Source organism: Streptomyces marincola (assembly GCF_020410765.1).
In the GTDB taxonomy this organism is placed as follows: domain Bacteria; phylum Actinomycetota; class Actinomycetes; order Streptomycetales; family Streptomycetaceae; genus Streptomyces; species Streptomyces marincola.
On the sequence record NZ_CP084541.1, the window covers coordinates 4638534 to 4655056 of the forward strand.

The window sequence follows — 16523 nt, forward strand, 5'->3', positions numbered from 1 at the left end:
TTGGAGGGCTACTTCCGGAAGATTTTCGGTCCTTCTCCATGCTGCTCAACGGCGTCCAACGGCGGCTACGAGGAGGCCGGCGGGAGGGTGCGGAGGTACTCGGCGAGCCCCTCCGCGCCGTCGACGATGCGCGGACCGCTGATGGCCTCGTTGTAGTCGAGGATGTGGAAGTTGCCCGCGCGCACGGCGGGCAGGTCGCGCGTGACGGGCGAGGTGCGCAGGAACTCGATCTTCTCCTCGGCCGGGCGGTCCTGGTATTCGAGGACGACGATGACATCCGGCTCGGCCCGCACGACGGCCTCCCAACCGACGCTGGTCCAGCGCTCGGTGAGGTCGGAGAACACGTTCTCGCCGCCCGCGATGCTGATGATCTCGTCGGGCGGCGCCTGGTTGCCCGAGGTGAACGGCTGGTCGGTGCCCGAGTCGTAGACGAACACCCGCGGGCGCGGGCCCTCGGGCACGCTCTCCTCGACGGCGGCGACCCGTTCGCGCAGCCCCGCGACGACCTCCGTCGCGCGGTCCTCGACCCCGAAGATCTCGCCCAGCAGCTCCAGGTCCCGGTAGAGCCCCTCGAAGGGGTCGAACTCCACCGGGTGGCCCGGGTAGTTGTAGCAGGTCTCGCTGTGCATGAAGCTCTGGATGCCCAGGCCGTCCAGGATCTCGGGCGTGATGCCGCGCTCTTCGCTGAACCCGGACCGCCAGCCCGCCACCACGAAGTCGGCCTCGGCGTCCACGACCAGTTCCCGGTTGAGCAGGTCGTCGCTGAGCATGTCGACCTCCGCGTACTCCGCGGCCCAGGGCGACTCCTCCACCGGGGGATTGGCCGGCGGCATGACGTAGCCCCGCACGTGGTCGGTCAGCCCGAGCGCGAACATCTTGTCGGCGCTGCCGGCCTCGTAGACCACCGCGCGCTGCGGCAGCCGGTACTCCACCTCCTCGCCGCAGCGCGCGACGGTCGTCGTCTCCGAGTCCGGGCCTTCGCCCGATTCCACGTCCGCGCCGCACGCGGTCAGCAGCAGGCCCGAGGCGGCGAGTGCGGTGGCCGCACGGCGAGGTGTCATGGCGTTCCCTCCGGAGGTTCCAGGGCGTAGAGCAGTTGCGGTGCGCCGGTCATGGGGTGCGGGACGACGGTCGCCGCGACGCCGAACACCGAACGCACCAGCTCCGGCGTCAGCACCTCGCGCGGCGCCCCCGCGGTGACCAGCTCGCCGGCGGCCAGGACGCCGATGCGGTCGCACACGGCGGCGGCCAGGTTGAGGTCGTGCAGCACGATCAGCACGGTGGTCCCGGTGCGGCGCAGCAGGCGCAGCAGGTCGATCTGGTGGCGGATGTCGAGGTGGTTGGTCGGCTCGTCGAGCACGAGCAGGTCGGGTTCCTGCACCAGGGCGCGGGCGGCCAGCACCCGTTGCCGTTCCCCGCCGGAGAGGGTGAGCACGCCGCGGTCGGCGAGGTGGAGCACGTCGAGGTCGGCCATCGCGCGGCGGCACAGCTCGCGTTCCCGCTCGTCGAGCGCCTGGTTCCCGCGCAGGTGGGGGGCGCGGCCGAGGGCCACGATCTCCTCGACGGTGAAGTCCAGTTCCGAGCCGTTCTCCTGGGTGAGGGCCGCGACGCGGCGGGCGCCCTCGCGGCGCGGCAGGGAGGCGAGCGCCTGCCCGTCGAGCAGGACCGCGCCGCTGGTCGGCGCGAGCGCGCGGTAGACGCAGCGCAGGGCGGTGGACTTGCCGCTGCCGTTGGGGCCGACCAGGCCCACGATCTGCCCCGCGCCGACGGTGAGGGACAGCGCGCGCAGCAGCGCGGTGCCGCCCACCTCGACTCCCACGGCGTCGAGTCGCAGTCGCATCAGCGGCCTCCGAACAGGTAGCCGCGGCGCCGCATCAGCGCCACGAACACCGGAACGCCCACGAGGGCGGTGACCACGCCGAGCGGCAGTTCGCGGGGCGCGGCGAGGGTGCGGGCGATGAGGTCGGCCCACACCATGAAGATCGCGCCGATGAGCGGCGCCAGCACGAGCACCCGGGCGTGGCGCGCGCCGACGAGAATGCGCACCAGGTGGGGCATCACGAGCCCGACGAAGCCGATCGCGCCGCTGACCGCGACCATGGCGCCCGTCATCACGGAGGTGAGGACGAACAGGGCGCGGCGCGTTCTGTGCACGTCGACGCCCAGGCTCGCGGCGGTCTCGTCGCCCAGCGCCATGACGTCGAGGGTGCGCGCGTGCCGGTGCAGCGCGAAGACGCCGAGCACGGTGACGGCGGCGACCAGGGGCAGCGATTCCCACGTGGCGGCGCCGAGGCCGCCGAGCGTCCAGAACAGCACCGTGTGGGTGGCCTCGCCGTCGGGCGCCAGGTAGACCAGCACGCTCATGACGGCCTGGAAGCCGTAGGCCAGCGCGATGCCGGTGAGGACCAGGCGCAGCGGGGTGAGCCCGGCCCGGCTCCAGGAGGCCAGGTAGACCAGGCCGCAGGCGGCCAGCGCGCCGAGGAAGGCGCCGGTGGACAGGGCGTGGATGCCCAGGGCGCCGAACGTGCCGAGGAGAGTGACGCCGACGGCGCCGACGGAGGCTCCCGAGGAGATGCCGAGCACGAACGGGTCGGCCAGCGCGTTCCGCACGAGCGCCTGCACGGCCACGCCCACCGCGCTCAGCCCGGCTCCGACGACCACGGCGAGCAGCACGCGCGGCGTGCGCACCTGCCAGATGACCTGGTACTCGGTCAGGTCCTCGGCCGGGATGGCGCCGCCGGTGAGGGCGGCCCACAGGTATCTGGCGGTGTCCTCGGGCGGCACGACGGCGCTGCCGAGGCCGATGGCAGCCACCATGGAGACCAGGAGCGCGACGAGGAGGACCGGCACCAGGAACGCCAGTCCACGGCGCGAGGCGCCGGGCGTGGGCCGGCCTCCGCTCTTCGGCGTCGCGAACCGGCGCTTGGTGGTTATGGGAATCATTTCCAGCTAAGCGTGCGGTGTGTCCCGTGTTCCGTCAATGCCGGTGGTGATCACTTGTAGATCACTGATTGATCACCGAATGATCAACGCGCGTCGCGGGCGAGCACGTTCGCGCGCCGCGGGCACCCGGGCCGCGCCGGCCCGGGTCGGAACGATGCCGGGACCGGCCGCCGACGCCATGCCACCCCCGGCGCGCTGCTGCGAACAAACGCGCAAGAGGCCCACAGTGCCCGGCACTTCGGGACCCGGTCGGTCGTGAGCAGTGCCGACTCCCTGGACGAAGGCCCCGTCGACCCGCTGGCATGCTCATGCGTGGGGCCGGTCGGCTCGCCGGGAGGCACAGCCTTGACGGCTCGACAGTCCCCTCGCGTGAACGGCTGCCGCGCCCCGTTCCGTAGCGGCCCGGGGGCGCGGGGGCCGGTGGGTGGTCACGTGCGGGCCGGGGTCTCCGCGGTGGTGCGCGTGGTGCGGAAGTGCCGCGCGCCGGGCGGCAGGGCCGCGGCGGCCGGCGCGAGGAAGCAGGCCAGGGTGCACACCGCGAGCACCGGCCCCGGCCCGAACGCGTCGGCGGCCGGGGCGATCAGGGCGAGGCCGATCGGCGCGAGGCCGTAGGAGACCAGGAAGTCGAGCGAGGACACCCGGGCCAGCAGCCGTGGCTCGACCTCCCGCTGCACGGCCGTGAACCAGGGCACGTTGAACAGTTCGATGCCCACCCCCGCCGCCGCGTAGGCGGCGACCACGAGGACCGCGGGCACCGGGAGCCACAGGCTCAGGGGGGCGAGGCCGTAGGCGGCGAGCCCCGCGAGCGCGGCCCAGCCGGGCGAACGCGGGCGGTGGCGCGCGATGAGGACCGCGCCGAGCAGCGCGCCGACGGTGTAGGCCGTGGTGGCGGCGACCAGCACGGATTCGGTGTCGTAACGGTCCCTGCTGATCGCGGGGAGTATCACTCCGGTCGCCGAGTACCCGGTGGCGATCACGGCGGCCAGCGCGCCGAGCCCGCCGAGGAACCACGGGTGGCGGCGCGCCTCGCGCACGCCCTCACCGAACTCGGCGCGGAAACCGGCCCGTTCCGCCGCCGGGCCGGACGCGTCCAGGACCTGCCCCCGGTACCGGCCGGCGGGCGGCAGCAGGGCGGCGACGAGCCACAGCAGGCCCGTGCCCACCAGCAGCGCCGTCACGTCGAGGAACGCGGCGAGCAGCGCGGTCAGCCCCGGGCCCGCGAGCGTGGTCACGCGAACGGCCAGGGTGGTCGCGGCGTTGGCGGCCTGGCGGTGGTCCGGGGGGACCACCTCCGCCGTCAGGGCCTGGAACGCGGGCCGGCAGGCGCCCTGGCCGGCGCCGATCGCGGCACCCGCGACGGCCATCAGCGCCAGGGACCGCCCCACGCCCGCCGCGAGCACGGGCGACGCGACCGCGGCGAGCAGGCCCGACCACAGGACGACGGACCGGCGCGAGTACCGGTCCGCGAGCACGCCTCCGACGGTCACCGCCGCGAGGAAGCCCGCCGTGCGGGTGGCGAGGACGAGGCCGAGAGCGGCCGGTGTCAGGGAGTCCTCGACGACGGCGAACCCCAGGATGAACGGCATGGCCCAGGTGGCCAGGCCGGACGCGGTGGTCCCGGTCCACAGCCTGAGGAACGCCGGTCCGCGCAGCGGGGACGGCGGCTTCGCCCGCGTGGAGCGGTCGAGCGTGGACGCGGGGGGACCCGTCACGGTGCTGCCTCCTGAGGGCCGGGCCCGGGGAACGGGCCCCGGCCGGCCGGACGACGGTGCGGCGCCCGCGCGCCGGACGCGGTGGCGGGCGGATGCCGCACACTCCTGCGCCGCAGACTACAAAGTGATAATCGTTATCATCAAACGCGCCCGCTCCGCCGGTCGCTCGCGCGGTGCGCCGCGCGTCACCAGCTGGACTTGGTCACACCGGGCAGTTCGCCGGCGTGAGCCATCTTGCGGACGTTGATGCGGGAGAGTCCGAAGGCGCGCAGGTGGCCGCGCGGGCGGCCGTCGACGCTGTCGCGGTTGCGCAGCCTGGTGGCGCTGGCGTCCCGCGGCTGCTTGCGCAACTCGCGCTGGGCGGCGGCCCGTTGCTCGTCGGTGCTGCGCGGGTCGCGGATGATCTCCTTCAGCTCCGCCCGGCGTTCCGCGTACCGGGCGACGATCTCCTTGCGCCGCTCGTTCGCGGCGATCTTGCTGGTCTTGGCCATCGTGCTCTCCTCCCTCAGATCTTCTCGCCCCGGGCGCGGATGCGGGCGACGGCCGCCTCCACGCCGATGACGTCGATGGTCTTGATCGCCCTGGCGCTGAGCCGGAGCCGGACGAACCGGTTCTCGGAGGGCAGCCAGTACCGCTTGGACTGGATGTTGGGGTCGAAGCGGCGCCGGGTGCGCCGGTGCGAGTGCGAGATCTGGTTCCCGAACCCCGGCTTGGTGCCGGTCAGTTGGCAGTGTGCGGACATGGCGGGCTCCTTTCGGCGCGGTTCTCGTCGCGGTCAGTCGGCCGGGGAGATCAGGCCGCGCTCGTAGGCGCGGACCAGGTTGCGGGGCACCAGGTGGCGCCGGCCGTCGAGGAAGACGGGCACCAGGTCGGGGGTGCTCGCCTTCCACTGGGCGCGCCGGTGGCGGGTGTTGCTGCGCGACATCTTGCGCTTGGGGACGGCCATGCCGGGCCTCCTCGGGATCGGTGGTCGGTGGTCGGTGCACCGGGGCGGGCGCGACCCGGGGCACCTCGTTCACCTTATTGAAAACGATTGCCGTTTGCGTATAGTACCCGCAGGGCGCGACGACGCGCCCGACCGGGGCGGCCCGAGGGCCGCGCAGCACCAGGGAGGCCACCATGAGCCCGCGCACGCCCTCGCTCGGCACGGTGCAGGAGACGCTGCTCATACCGCTCTACGGGCGGGCCGTCGAGCACCGCAAGCCGGAGCCCGCGCTCCGCGACCCCCGCGCCGAGGAGCTGGTCGCGGCCCTCGACTACGACTTCTCGCGCTTCGACGGCCTGCCCAGCCTGACCGGCACCGTGCTGCGCACCGCTCTCTTCGACCACTGGACGCGGCAGTTCCTCGACGAGCACCCGGCCGGGACCGTCGTCGAGATCGGCACCGGCCTCAACACCCGTTACGAGCGCGTGGACAACGGCCGGGCGCACTGGTTCGACCTGGACCTGCCCGACGTCATCGAGCTGCGCCGGGCGTTCTTCCCCGAGACCGCGCGCCGCCGGATGATCGCGGCCTCGCTGACCGAGGACGACTGGCTCGACGCGGTCGCGGAACGGGCCGAAGGCCCCTGCTTCTTCTCCGCCGAGGCCGTGCTGCCCTTCCTCGAAGAAGGCGAGGTCAGGCGCCTGGCCGAACGGCTCGCCCGCCGGTTCCCCGGCAGCCGCCTGGCCCTGGACAGCAACGGCCCCGAGGTGGTCGCGGCCCAGGACGGACACGACGCGCTCAGCAAGGTCGAGGCCAGGCTCCGCTGGGCCTGCGCCGACATCGGCGTCGTGACCACGTGGCTCCCCGGGACCGCGGTGGCCGGCTCGCACACCCTGTCCGGCCTTCCCGAGGACGTGTACCTGGCGCTGCCGGCCGAGCACCGGCGCACGGTCGACGACCTGGCGCGGCAACGGCTCCCGCAGGTCGAGGGCTACCGGATGCACCTGCTCCGGCTGCCCTGAGCCGGGCGCCCCGCGACCGGGGTGCCCGGCCCGCGCTTCAGGAGGCGCGGGTGCGGTGCAGCAGCCAGAGGAAGTACGGCGTGCCGATCACGGCGGTCAGCAACCCGGCCGGCAGCTGGTCGGGCGCGATGACCGTGCGCCCGAGCAGGTCGGCCAGGACCACGAGCAGGCCGCCGAGCAGCGCCGCCACCGGGACCACCCACCGGTGGCGCCGCCCGAGCAGGGTGCGCGCGGCGTGCGGCGCGACCAGCCCGACGAAGCCGATCATCCCGATCGCGGCGACCGCGGTGCCGGTCAGCGCCACGCCGCAGCCCAGCAGGAGCAGGCGGGTCCTCGGCACGTTCAGGCCGAGCACGCGCGGGGTGTCCTCGTCGAGCGACAGCAGGTCGAGGTACCGGTGGGCGGCCCACGTGAGCGGCAGGAAGACGAGGCACGCGACGCCGAGCGGCAGCAGGTGCTCGTAGGAGCGGCCGTAGGTCGAGCCGGAGAGCCACGTCAGGGCTTTGGAGGCGTTGAACGGGTCGGTGGCCACGATGAGCGTGGTCACCAGCGCCGTGGTCACGTGCGAGAGGCCGACGCCGACCAGGACCAGCCGGTCGGAGGCGAAGCCGCCGCGCGCGGACAGCGCGAACACGACCGCCGCCGCCGCGACCGCGCCGGCGCCCGCGCTGCCGGTCACCGCCCAGAACCCGGCGAGCGGCGTGAGGGTCACCACGAGCACCGCGCCGAGGGACGCGCCGCCGGAGACGCCGATGATGGCGGGGTCGGCGAGCGCGTTGCGGGTGACGGCCTGGATCGCGGTGCCCGCGACGGCCAGCGCGGCACCGGCCAGGAGGGCCGCGACCACGCGGGGCACGCGGGTGTCGAGCACGATGCCGACGAGCTGGCCCGCCTCGCCCCGCGCCCACAGCCCGAGGTCGCCGAGGAGCAGCGTGCGGTCCCCGACGAGCACGGCGGCGACGGCCGCGGCCACGAGCACCGCGCCCACCGTCGCGGCCAGCACACCCCGGCGTGCGGCGCCCGCGCCCCGCACCTCAAGACCCCGCGCCGCGCCGTGCGTCGAGGTGGCGCGCAGCCGCAGCGCGAGCGCGACCATCAGCAGCCCGCCGAGCAGGGAGGTGACGACGCCGGTCGGCACGCGGACCGCGTTCTGCGCCCCCATCACCGCGCGCAGCGCGACGTCCGCGCCCAGCACCACGGTGACGCCCATGAGCGCGGAGAGCGGAACGAGCGCCCGGTGCCGGTGCAGGCCGGGCACGTACGGCACGAGCAGGCGGGTCAGGGCCGGCGCGGCCAGGCCGACGAAGCCGATCGGCCCGGTCGCCGCGACGGCGGCGGCCGACATGAGGACGGTCACCAGCAGCACGGTCACCTGGGTCCGCCGGACCGGGACGCCGAGCGCGCGGGCCTCGTCGTCGCCGAGCATCATCAGGTCCAGCCGCCGGCCGAGCAGCAGCAGGACCGCGAGGCCGGCGAGGACCACGGGCGCGACGAGCCGCACGGTGCCCAGGCCGTTCTGGCTCAGGGAGCCCGAGGCCCACGCGTACAGGCCGGTGCTCTCCACGGGCGCCAGGATCAGCAGGGACGTCGTGAGGGACCCGAGGAGCAGGGAAACGGCCGTGCCGCCGAGGATCAGGCGCATCGTGCCGTACTCGCTGCCGGTCAGCACGAGGACGAGGGCCGCGGCCACGAGACCGCCCGCGAACGCCACGGCCACATCGCCGAAGAACGGCAGCGAGAGCCCCGAGACCGCGGCGCCCACGAGGGCGAGGTGCGCGCCGGAGTTCACGGCGAGCACGTCGGGGGAGGCCACCGGGTTGCGGGAGACCGACTGGAGGACGCAGCCGACGGCGCCGAGCGCGGCGCCGACCGCGAGCCCGGCGGCCAGGCGCGGGAAGCGGGACTCGACGACGACGGCGGCCTCGGCGCCCGCGTCGTCGCCGAGCAGCCACGCGACGAGGTCGCCGAGGCCGACCGCGGCGGTGCCCTGCACCAGGTGCACCGCAGAGAGCGGCACGAGCAGCAGGAGCAGCGCGCCGGTCAGCGCGGCCAGCCGGCGGGACGGGGGCCGCGCCCCGGCCGGCGCCTGCGGGGCGCCGGCGGGGGCGGGCCGTTCGGCGAGCGTGCCGATCGCCATCGCGCGGGTCAGCTCGCGGCGGCGACGGCCGCGTCGACGAGCTGGAGCATCGCGGCGGGGCCGCCGAACGTCCAGATGCCGTCGGGGAGCCTGGTGGCGTCCGCGGCGAACGGCAGCGAGTTCCACACGGCGTTGTCGACCAGCGTCTGCCCGTACGGGTCGTTGTCGCCCGAGCCGTAGTACCAGTAGGTGGTGTCGTCGGGCAGCGACGTGAGCCCTTCGACGTCCGTCTGGCCGAGCCCGTACACCGCGTCGAACTCCAGGCCCTCGACCTGGCTCCACGCGTTGGCGAAGCCGAGTTCCCCGAGCACGGCGCCGATCAGCGAGCCCTCGCCGAACGGCCGGATCGTCACCGCCTCGCCGGTCTGGTAGGCGTCGCTGAACGCCACCGTCGCGCCCTCGGCGCCGGCGTCCGCGAGTGCGGCGCGGCCGTCCGCGAGCGCGGTGTCGAACTCCTCGCGTATCTCGCGCGCCCGGTCCTCGGTGCCGGTTGCGGTGGCGACGAGGTCCACGTTCTCGAGCATCTGGCCGATCGGGTCCTCCGCGTTCCCGCCGGGGACGACGATGACGGGGGTGGTCTCCTCGATCTGCTCGATGGCGCCCTCGACGAGCTGGTCGGTGACGAAGACGGCGTCGAGGTCGAGCGTGCCGAGCGTGTCGATGCTGGGCTCGCCGCGGGTGCCGATGTCGGTGACCCCGTCGTCGAGTCGCACGGCGGTGTTCCACTGCTCGAAGCCCTCGACGTCCGAGACGCCGACGGGCTGGACGCCGAGCGAGACCAGGTACTCGACGACGTTCCACTCCGTGCCGGCGACGCGCACGGCCGGGCCTTCGAGGGTGACCTCCTCGCCCCTGGCGTCGGTGAGGGTGATGGGGTCGCCCGAGGGTGCGGGCGTTTCGTCCTCCGCGGCCTCCTCGGTGGTGCCGCACGCGGCCAGTGTGGCGGCGAGGGCGAGGGCGGCGAGCGCGGTTGCGGCGGGATGTCTCACGGGGGGTGTCCTTCGGTGGTGCCGGTGGTGCCGGTGGTGCCGGTGGTGCGGGTGCTACGCGGTCGCGGTGCCGTGCCGGCCGTGGTGGCGGGCGCGGGCGCGGGTGTGGATGAGGCCGGAGCCGGGGTCGCGGTGGACATCGACGTCGATGCCGTAGGCGTCGGTGAGGAGGGCGGGCGTCATGACGGTCTCCGGCGGCCCGGCGGCGGCGATCCGGCCGCCGACGAGCAGCACGATGTCGTCGGCCACCGCGGCGGCCTGGTCGAGGTCGTGCAGCACGAGCCCGACCGCGATGCCCTCGCGGTCGGCCAAGTCGCGTACGATGTCCAGGAGTTCGACCTGATAGCGCAGGTCGAGGAACGTCGTCGGCTCGTCCAGGAGCAGCACGGGGGTGTCCTGCGCCAGGCAGCCGGCGAGCCAGACCCGTTGCAGCTGCCCGCCGGAGAGGCTGTCGACGGGCCGGTCGGCGAGGCCGGAGACGCCGGTCATCTCCATGACCCGCTGGACGACCTCGGGCCCTTCGGTGTCGCCGGGTCCCCAGCGCGGGCGGTGCGGGTGGCGGCCGTAGGCGACGACCTCGCGGACGGTGACCCCGCCGGGGGTGGGGCGGGCCTGGGACAGCAGCGTGACGCGCCGGGCGAGTTCACGGGGCGAGAGCTCGCGGACGGCCGCGCCGTCGGCCAGTTCGATCCGCCCGGCCATCGCGGGGTGGAGGGCGGCCATCGTGCGCAGCAGCGTGGACTTGCCGCTGCCGTTGGGGCCGATGAGCGCGGTCACCCGCCCCGCGGCCAGCCGGACGGAGGCGTCGTCCACCACGGGCGTGCCGCGGTAGCCCGCGCGCACGCCGTTCGCCCGCATCGCCGCCGGAGCGACGTCCGTTGAGTGCACTGTCACGCGCACTAAGGTAAGGCATACCTAAGTCTGGTCCTCGCGCGGCCCGCCCCCCGGGAGGCCCGGGGGCGGGCGGACCGGCGCCGGCGGGGCGGCGCGCATGGTGGCGGTCCGGTGCCGCACGGTCAACCCGTCGCGCGTCAGTTTCTGTCGTTTATTGAGTAATGCAGCGGCGTGGACAGTTAGTTTTCGTGCAATTCCGTGCTGCACGACTCTTGACCCTGTGCGGACCCGGCGGACATGCTGCCCGGGCATTCACCCGTACCGGATCGCCCTTCGGTGGTATCGCGGGTGCGGTGAATCGATTCATCCCCGCGACGACGCGAAGGAGCACCGGATGGGCCTGTCGAACGCCCGCCCCACGATCCGGGAGAGCATCCGGGAAGGCATCCGGGAGGGAATCCGCGAGGGAACGACCGCGGCGCCGAAGGGCGCGGGGGCGCCGCGATGAGCGCGCTGGGCGAATTCCGGTCCCTCAGCCGTTCGCGCTCCCGGCGCGGAGCGGCGGGAAAGGCGAAGGACGGCCGGGAGCACGACAACCGGGACGGCAGGGCCGCCCTGTTCTTTCTCGCGCCGTGGCTGATCGGACTGCTCGGCATCACGCTCGGCCCGATGATCGCGTCGCTCTACCTCGCGTTCACGGACTACAACCTGCTCCAGGACCCGCGGTTCACCGGCCTCGACAACATCCGCCGGATGTTCTCCGACGACCGGCTCGCGCAGTCCCTCCGCGTGACGTTCACCTACGTCGTCGTCGCCGTGCCGCTCCAACTCGCCGCCGCCCTCGGCCTGGCCCTGCTGCTCGACCGGGGCATCCGGGGCCTTCCGCTCTACCGGTCCATCCTCTACCTGCCCTCACTGCTCGGCGCGAGCGTCGCCATCGCGGTGCTGTGGCGCCTCGTGTTCGGCAACGAGGGGCTGCTGAACGCCTTCCTCGCGCTGTTCGGCGCCGAGGGGCCCGGCTGGGTGGCCGACCCGGACACCGCGCTCGGCACGCTGATCATCCTGCACGTGTGGACCTTCGGCGCGCCGATGGTGATCTTCCTGGCCGGCCTGCGCCAGATACCGCGCGAGCTGTACGAGGCGGCGGCGACCGACGGGGCCTCAAGGCGGCGGCAGTTGTTCTCGATCACGCTGCCGCTGCTCAGCCCCATCATCTTCTTCAACCTGGTGCTCGGCCTCATCGGCAGCTTCCAGTCGTTCACCCAGGCGTACATCGTGTCCAACGGGACCGGCGGGCCGAGCGACTCCACGCTCTTCTTCTCGCTCTACCTCTACCAGGAGGGCTTCACGAGCTTCCGCATGGGCTACGCGTCGGCGCTCGCCTGGCTGCTGCTGATCATCATCGGGGCGTTCACGGCCCTGAACTTCTGGGCCTCCAAGTATTGGGTCTTCTACCATGACTGACGCGCTCACCCCCACCGCGCGGCCCGCGCCCACGCGGGGCCGGCCGCCCGAGCCGCACCGTCCTCCCGAAGGCCGCGGCCGTTCCGCGCGCCGCCGCCTGATGAGCGTGCTCAAGCACGCGGGACTGATCCTGGTCTCGCTGATCATGCTGTATCCACTGCTGTGGATGGTGGCGAGTTCGCTCCGGCCGAACGCGGACATCTTCGACCACCCGGGCCTGTTCATCGACACCTTCGATTTCGATCACTATCCCAACGGCTGGGACGCCCTGAGCTATCCGTTCAGCACGTATCTGATGAATTCCGCGCTGGTCGTGCTCGGTTCGGTGATCGGCAATCTCGTGTCCTGCTCGATGGCGGCCTACGCGTTCGCCCGGCTGCGCTTCCGCTTCAGGAAACTCGCGTTCCTGGTCATGCTCGTCACCATCATGCTGCCGGTGCACGTACTGATCATTCCGCAGTACGTGTTCTACGCCCAGCTCGACTGGATCAACACCTTCCTGCCGCTCATCGTGCCGAAACTGCTCGCCACGGACGCGTTCTTCATCTTCCTGATGGTGCAGTTCATCCGCGGCATCCCGCGCGAACTCGACGAGGCGGCCCGCATCGACGGCGCCGGGCACGCGCGGATCTACGGGCAGATCATGCTGCCCCTCATGGTCCCCGCGCTGGCCACCACGGCGATCTTCACGTTCATCTGGACGTGGAACGACTTCTTCACCCAGCTGATCTTCATGACCGAACCCGGTCTGTACACGGTGCCGGTGGCGCTCAGGTCGTTCATCGACGCCCAGACCACGTCCGACTTCGGCGCGATGTTCGCCATGAGCGTCGTGTCGCTGATCCCGGTGTTCCTGGTGTTCCTGTTCGGCCAGCGGTTCCTGCTCCGCGGCATCGCCACCACCGGCGGCAAGTAGCGGTCCCGGCGGGCAGGAGAAGGCAAGAGAGGGAGAACATGACCGACGCGCAACGGGCCGCAACGACCGCCGCGGACGGCCGCCGGCCCCGACGCGGCCCGCGCGCAGCGCTCGCGGCGGCGACCGCGCTTCCGGTGCTCGCCGCCTGCGGCGTGGGCGCGGAACCCGTCCACCACCCCGAGCTGTCGGATGGCGAGGTGACCATCTCGTTCGCCTGGTGGGGCGCCGACGCGCGCACCCAGCAGACCCTGGAGGCCATCGAGCTGTTCGAGCGGGAGCACCCGAACATCGAAGTGGACCCGCAGTATTCCGACTGGGTGGGCTACTGGGACCGGCTGGCCACCACGACCGCCGCCGGCGACATGCCGGACGTCACGCAGTTCGACCAGCTGTACCTGGCCTCCTACGCCGACCGCGGCGCCCTGCTCGACCTCGCGACGGTCTCCAACATCCTCGATCCGTCCGCGCTGGGCGAGGACATCCTCGAATCCGGGCGCGTCGGCGGCGACCTGTACGCGCTGGCCACCGGCGCCACGACGAACGGCATCCTCATCAACACCACCCTGTTCGAGCGGTACGGCGTGGAGCTGCCCGACACGGCCGACTGGACCTGGGAGGAGTTCGAACGGGTCGCCGTCGAGCTGACGGAGGCGTCGGACGGCGAGGTGCACGGCGTGAGCCCGTTCGGCATCGACACCTTCAGCCTCACCGTCTGGGCCCGCCAGCACGGCGGCAACCTGTTCGACGACGAGGGGAACCTGATCCTCGACGCGGACGTGCTGGCCGGCTACTGGCAGCGCGTGCGCGACTTCGTGGCCAGCGGCGCCGCGCCGTCCGTTCCCCACATCAGCGAGTCCATCGGACTGCCGCTCGACCAGACCCCCATGGTGACGGGCGAGACCGCGCTGGGGTTCATCCCCGCCGGGCAGTTCATCGCCTTCCAGGCGGCGGGCCCCGAGTTCGACTACGCCCTCGCGGACTGGCCCACGGACGAGGACGCCCCGGAGGGCTTCCAGTACCTCAAGCCGTCCATGTACTGGGCCGCCGCCTCGACCACGGAACACCCCGCGGAGGCCGCGCTGCTGATCGACTTCCTGGTCAACGACACGCGCGTCGCGGACATCTTCGGCCTCGACCGCGGCGAACCGGGCAACCCGGCCTTCCGGGAGGCGATGCGGGACAGCCTGGACGAGCCGGGCCAGGAGTCGCTGGCCTTCACGGAGGCGATGGCGGAAGAGGTCGGCGACACGCCCCCGATCACCCCGAACGGCGCGAGCGACGTCGACCTGGTCCTCCAGCGGCACTTCCTCGACATGCTGCACGGGGACGCCTCCCCGCGCGAGGCGGCCGAGGGGTTCCTGGGCGAGCTGAACGACTCGATCACCGCCGCCAGCTGAACGCCCGCCCGCCGGGGGTGCGTCCGGCCCCGTGCACGGGGCGCGTGCGCAGGCGCGCGCCCGGGCCGGGCGCGGCGGGCCGGGGGCTACGCGCGGCAGCGGGCCGGGTCCTGGCCTGGGCGGCGGTAGTGCGCGAGGTAGTCGGGGGTCGGCACGGTGTCGGGCACCCAGTCGGCCCGCCGGGGCGTGCCGTACACCTCGCACACCGGAACGATCCCGGCCCACACGTCCTTGATCTCCTCGCCCTCCTCCTTCTCCGGGCCGCCGTCGTACGACTTCAGCGTGGCCTCGTTGAGTGCGATGCGCAGCACCCCGGTCTCGGCCAGCTCCTCGGTCGTGGGCGGGCGCAGCTTCCCCTCGCGCCCCCACACGGCGTGGGCGAGAAGGACGCGCAGCGCCTCGCCCTTCGTCAGCTCACCGGCCGGGGCGCGCACCGGCACGGGGTAGGCGTTGCCGTGCACGACGACGGACCGGTAGCGGACGGCGTGGTAGAAGGACGAGCGCGCGATCACGAGCCCGTCGACCAGGGTCACGGTGAGGCACACGGGAACGCCGCGCTGCCCCTGCTCGGCCATCCGGTACAGGCGCGACCCGGTCGCGCCGTGCAGGATCAGCTGGTCGTCGCGCCGCCCGTACAGCGTCGGCAGCACCACGGGCGCGCCGTCGCTGACGAAGCCCACGTGGCACACCCAGCCCTCGTCCAGCGCGTCGAGCACCGGGCGCACCTGGTGGGTCAGGCGGTCGGGGAGCCGCCCGCCGCGCATCCGGTCGGTCTGCGTCGTGGGGTACTCGGGTGAGCCCGGGGCTTGCGGCACGGCGGCCTCCTGGCACGCTCGGCGGTGGTGAGTCCGCGGCCATCGTCACCGCGCCGCCGGCCCGGCGCACGCGGGCGGCTGCGCGGGAGTGACAGGGTCGGGCGGGGGCGCGCCGCCGCGGTGGTCACGCGGGCCCGCCGGGGCGGCAGTCGCGCAGTTCGCACGCGGGGCCGTGCCCGAGGAGTTCGCCGGCCACGAGGCGTCCGACCGTGGGGGCGAGGGTGACCGCCGAGTGCAGCACGGCCGTGTAGAGCGAACGGTCCCGCGTCAGGTGGCCGATGACCGGCCCCCGCGCGGGCACCGGGCGGGCGCCGACGCGGCAGTCGAGCAGCCGCCAGCCGGCGCCGCCGCGGAAGGCCGCCCGCAGGCGCCGCATCGTGCTTTCGGCCGGCACCCGGGCCGGGGGGACCGGGCCGTCCGCCGGGCAGGGCGCGACCACGAGCAGGCGGCCCGGGCGGACCTCGCGCACCTCGAACTCCGGTGTCGCCACGATGCCGTTCACCGATCCGGCGGGGGCCGCGACCTCAAGGAGGCAGGCGGGGGACACGGCCACGGGCAGGTCGATGCCCAGCGGCTCGCACAGCGCGCGGGTCCCCGTTCCCGCCGCGAGCACCACCGTGCCGGCCGGCAGGAACCCCGCCGCGGTCGACACGCCCTTCACCCGCCCCCGAACCGTGTCGACGGCGGTCACGGAGGCGTCGTGGACCACCCGTGCCCCGTGCGCGCGTGCCGCGGCCACCAGCGCCCGGGTCGCGGCCACGGGGTCGACGCCGGCGTCGCTCGGGGTGTGGACGGCGTACGCGGGGACGTCGAGGAGACGGGGTTCGAGCGCGGCGACCTCGGCGCCCGTCACCCGGCGGCTGCCCGGCACGGGCCCGGCCTCCCCGTGCGCCCCTCCAAGCGCGGCGCGTTCCTCGCCGTCGGGGGCGGGCCAGGTGAGGGAGCCCGTGCGCCGCACGGCGTAGCCGGGCACGGCCTCTTCGAGCCCGCGGTGGTCGGCGAGCACGGAGCCGCGCAGGTCCCGTGCGCCGCCTGGCCACTGGCCGCTGTGTTGGCCGATCCAGGCGAAATCCAGGCGAAGGAATCGCCGGTCACTCCCCGGGCCGGTGAGGACTTCCCTTCGACGAGGGTCACCGAGGCGCCACCGCGGGCCAGGTGGTAGGCGACCGAGGAGCCGACGATTCCCGCGCCGACGACCACGATGTCGGGCATGCGCTTCTCCCAGGTGGCACGACGTCCGTCCGCGCCGGGCGCGCGGTGCCGCTCCACGGTCCCCGCGCGCGCCCGCGCGCGCAATGGGATTGACGGCGCCTCGGCGCGCATCGCGGCGCGGGCCCGTTCCGGCGCGACTCATCGGCCGTGCCTATGG

Annotated in this window: 16 protein-coding genes and 1 pseudogene; 4 read left to right on the plus strand and 13 right to left on the minus strand. The window is 73.7% G+C overall.

Annotation, left to right across the window (positions count from 1 at the left end):
- Window positions 1–65: 65 nt before the first annotated feature.
- The 7 genes from LC193_RS20470 to rpmF all read right to left on the minus strand — a co-directional run bounded on the left by LC193_RS20470 (window position 66) and on the right by rpmF (window position 5601).
- A complete protein-coding gene (locus LC193_RS20470) occupies window positions 66–1061 on the minus strand; it encodes an ABC transporter substrate-binding protein (protein WP_226076269.1) in 996 nt (331 codons plus the stop codon).
- Entirely contained in the window at window positions 1058–1840 is a 783-nt protein-coding gene (locus LC193_RS20475; RefSeq protein ID WP_226076271.1) for an ABC transporter ATP-binding protein, read from the minus strand. The genes LC193_RS20470 and LC193_RS20475 overlap by 4 nt, the downstream gene beginning before the upstream one ends.
- Entirely contained in the window at window positions 1840–2943 is a 1104-nt protein-coding gene (locus tag LC193_RS20480; protein WP_404819461.1) for a FecCD family ABC transporter permease, read from the minus strand. Before LC193_RS20480 ends, LC193_RS20475 begins: the two co-directional genes overlap by 1 nt.
- A gap of 428 nt (window positions 2944–3371) precedes the next feature.
- Entirely contained in the window at window positions 3372–4655 is a 1284-nt protein-coding gene (locus tag LC193_RS20485) for an MFS transporter (protein ID WP_404819462.1), read from the minus strand.
- A gap of 185 nt (window positions 4656–4840) precedes the next feature.
- The gene (rpsN, locus tag LC193_RS20490; protein ID WP_226076273.1) at window positions 4841–5146 is read right to left on the minus strand and encodes a 30S ribosomal protein S14; all 306 of its coding nucleotides are present in this window, start codon (window positions 5144–5146) and stop codon (window positions 4841–4843) included.
- 14 nt (window positions 5147–5160) lie between these two features.
- Window positions 5161–5397: a 50S ribosomal protein L28 gene (rpmB, locus tag LC193_RS20495; RefSeq protein ID WP_226076275.1), complete on the minus strand. Its 237-nt coding sequence runs from the start codon at window positions 5395–5397 to the stop codon at window positions 5161–5163.
- Window positions 5398–5430: 33 nt separating this feature from the next.
- On the minus strand, window positions 5431–5601 hold the full coding sequence (rpmF, locus tag LC193_RS20500; protein ID WP_086158301.1) for a 50S ribosomal protein L32: 171 nt from the start codon (window positions 5599–5601) through the stop codon (window positions 5431–5433).
- A 173-nt stretch (window positions 5602–5774) separates the two neighbouring features.
- Between rpmF and LC193_RS20505 the strand changes: the two genes are divergently transcribed.
- On the plus strand, window positions 5775–6602 hold the full coding sequence (locus LC193_RS20505) for a class I SAM-dependent methyltransferase (RefSeq protein WP_226076277.1): 828 nt from the start codon (window positions 5775–5777) through the stop codon (window positions 6600–6602).
- A 37-nt stretch (window positions 6603–6639) separates the two neighbouring features.
- Here the strand turns inward: LC193_RS20505 and LC193_RS20510 are convergent, their stop codons facing one another.
- From LC193_RS20510 to LC193_RS20520, 3 genes are read right to left on the minus strand one after another with little or no spacing between them, the layout of a single operon-like run.
- Window positions 6640–8739 carry an iron ABC transporter permease gene (locus LC193_RS20510; RefSeq protein ID WP_226076279.1) on the minus strand — a complete coding sequence of 700 codons (2100 nt, stop codon included), beginning with the start codon at window positions 8737–8739 and terminating at the stop codon, window positions 6640–6642.
- A gap of 8 nt (window positions 8740–8747) precedes the next feature.
- Window positions 8748–9728 carry an ABC transporter substrate-binding protein gene (locus tag LC193_RS20515; protein WP_226076282.1) on the minus strand — a complete coding sequence of 327 codons (981 nt, stop codon included), beginning with the start codon at window positions 9726–9728 and terminating at the stop codon, window positions 8748–8750.
- A gap of 54 nt (window positions 9729–9782) precedes the next feature.
- On the minus strand, window positions 9783–10586 hold the full coding sequence (locus LC193_RS20520) for an ABC transporter ATP-binding protein (protein WP_226078806.1): 804 nt from the start codon (window positions 10584–10586) through the stop codon (window positions 9783–9785).
- A gap of 480 nt (window positions 10587–11066) precedes the next feature.
- Between LC193_RS20520 and LC193_RS20525 the strand changes: the two genes are divergently transcribed.
- The 3 genes from LC193_RS20525 to LC193_RS20535 are packed head-to-tail and all read left to right on the plus strand — an operon-like array spanning window position 11067 to window position 14339.
- On the plus strand, window positions 11067–12026 hold the full coding sequence (locus tag LC193_RS20525; RefSeq protein ID WP_226076284.1) for a carbohydrate ABC transporter permease: 960 nt from the start codon (window positions 11067–11069) through the stop codon (window positions 12024–12026).
- A complete protein-coding gene (locus LC193_RS20530) occupies window positions 12019–12942 on the plus strand; it encodes a carbohydrate ABC transporter permease (protein WP_226076286.1) in 924 nt (307 codons plus the stop codon). Before LC193_RS20525 ends, LC193_RS20530 begins: the two co-directional genes overlap by 8 nt.
- Window positions 12943–12980: 38 nt before the next feature.
- A complete protein-coding gene (locus tag LC193_RS20535) occupies window positions 12981–14339 on the plus strand; it encodes an ABC transporter substrate-binding protein (protein WP_226076288.1) in 1359 nt (452 codons plus the stop codon).
- 86 nt (window positions 14340–14425) lie between these two features.
- On the opposite strand, the gene LC193_RS20540 is transcribed toward LC193_RS20535, so the two are convergent.
- From LC193_RS20540 to LC193_RS29120, 3 genes and pseudogenes are all read right to left on the minus strand, one after another.
- Window positions 14426–15154, minus strand: a complete 729-nt coding sequence (locus LC193_RS20540) for a pyridoxamine 5'-phosphate oxidase family protein (protein WP_226076290.1) — start codon at window positions 15152–15154, stop codon at window positions 14426–14428.
- Between the two features lie 124 nt (window positions 15155–15278).
- Entirely contained in the window at window positions 15279–16160 is an 882-nt protein-coding gene (locus LC193_RS20545) for an NAD(P)/FAD-dependent oxidoreductase (protein WP_264086276.1), read from the minus strand.
- A 101-nt stretch (window positions 16161–16261) separates the two neighbouring features.
- Window positions 16262–16477 (minus strand): annotated as a pseudogene (locus LC193_RS29120) (FAD-dependent oxidoreductase); the annotation flags it as partial.
- Window positions 16478–16523 lie beyond the last annotated feature (46 nt).

Coding starts and splice junctions, on each gene's coding strand:
- LC193_RS20470 (WP_226076269.1), bottom strand. CDS start 1,061: ATGACACCTCGCCGTGCGGCCACCGCACTCGCCGCCTCGGGCCTGCTG.
- LC193_RS20475 (WP_226076271.1), bottom strand. CDS start 1,840: ATGCGACTGCGACTCGACGCCGTGGGAGTCGAGGTGGGCGGCACCGCG.
- LC193_RS20480 (WP_404819461.1), bottom strand. CDS start 2,943: ATGATTCCCATAACCACCAAGCGCCGGTTCGCGACGCCGAAGAGCGGA.
- rpsN (WP_226076273.1), bottom strand. CDS start 5,146: ATGGCCAAGACCAGCAAGATCGCCGCGAACGAGCGGCGCAAGGAGATC.
- rpmB (WP_226076275.1), bottom strand. CDS start 5,397: ATGTCCGCACACTGCCAACTGACCGGCACCAAGCCGGGGTTCGGGAAC.
- rpmF (WP_086158301.1), bottom strand. CDS start 5,601: ATGGCCGTCCCCAAGCGCAAGATGTCGCGCAGCAACACCCGCCACCGG.
- LC193_RS20505 (WP_226076277.1), top strand. CDS start 5,775: ATGAGCCCGCGCACGCCCTCGCTCGGCACGGTGCAGGAGACGCTGCTC.
- LC193_RS20510 (WP_226076279.1), bottom strand. CDS start 8,739: ATGGCGATCGGCACGCTCGCCGAACGGCCCGCCCCCGCCGGCGCCCCG.
- LC193_RS20520 (WP_226078806.1), bottom strand. CDS start 10,586: ATGCGGGCGAACGGCGTGCGCGCGGGCTACCGCGGCACGCCCGTGGTG.
- LC193_RS20525 (WP_226076284.1), top strand. CDS start 11,067: ATGAGCGCGCTGGGCGAATTCCGGTCCCTCAGCCGTTCGCGCTCCCGG.
- LC193_RS20530 (WP_226076286.1), top strand. CDS start 12,019: ATGACTGACGCGCTCACCCCCACCGCGCGGCCCGCGCCCACGCGGGGC.
- LC193_RS20535 (WP_226076288.1), top strand. CDS start 12,981: ATGACCGACGCGCAACGGGCCGCAACGACCGCCGCGGACGGCCGCCGG.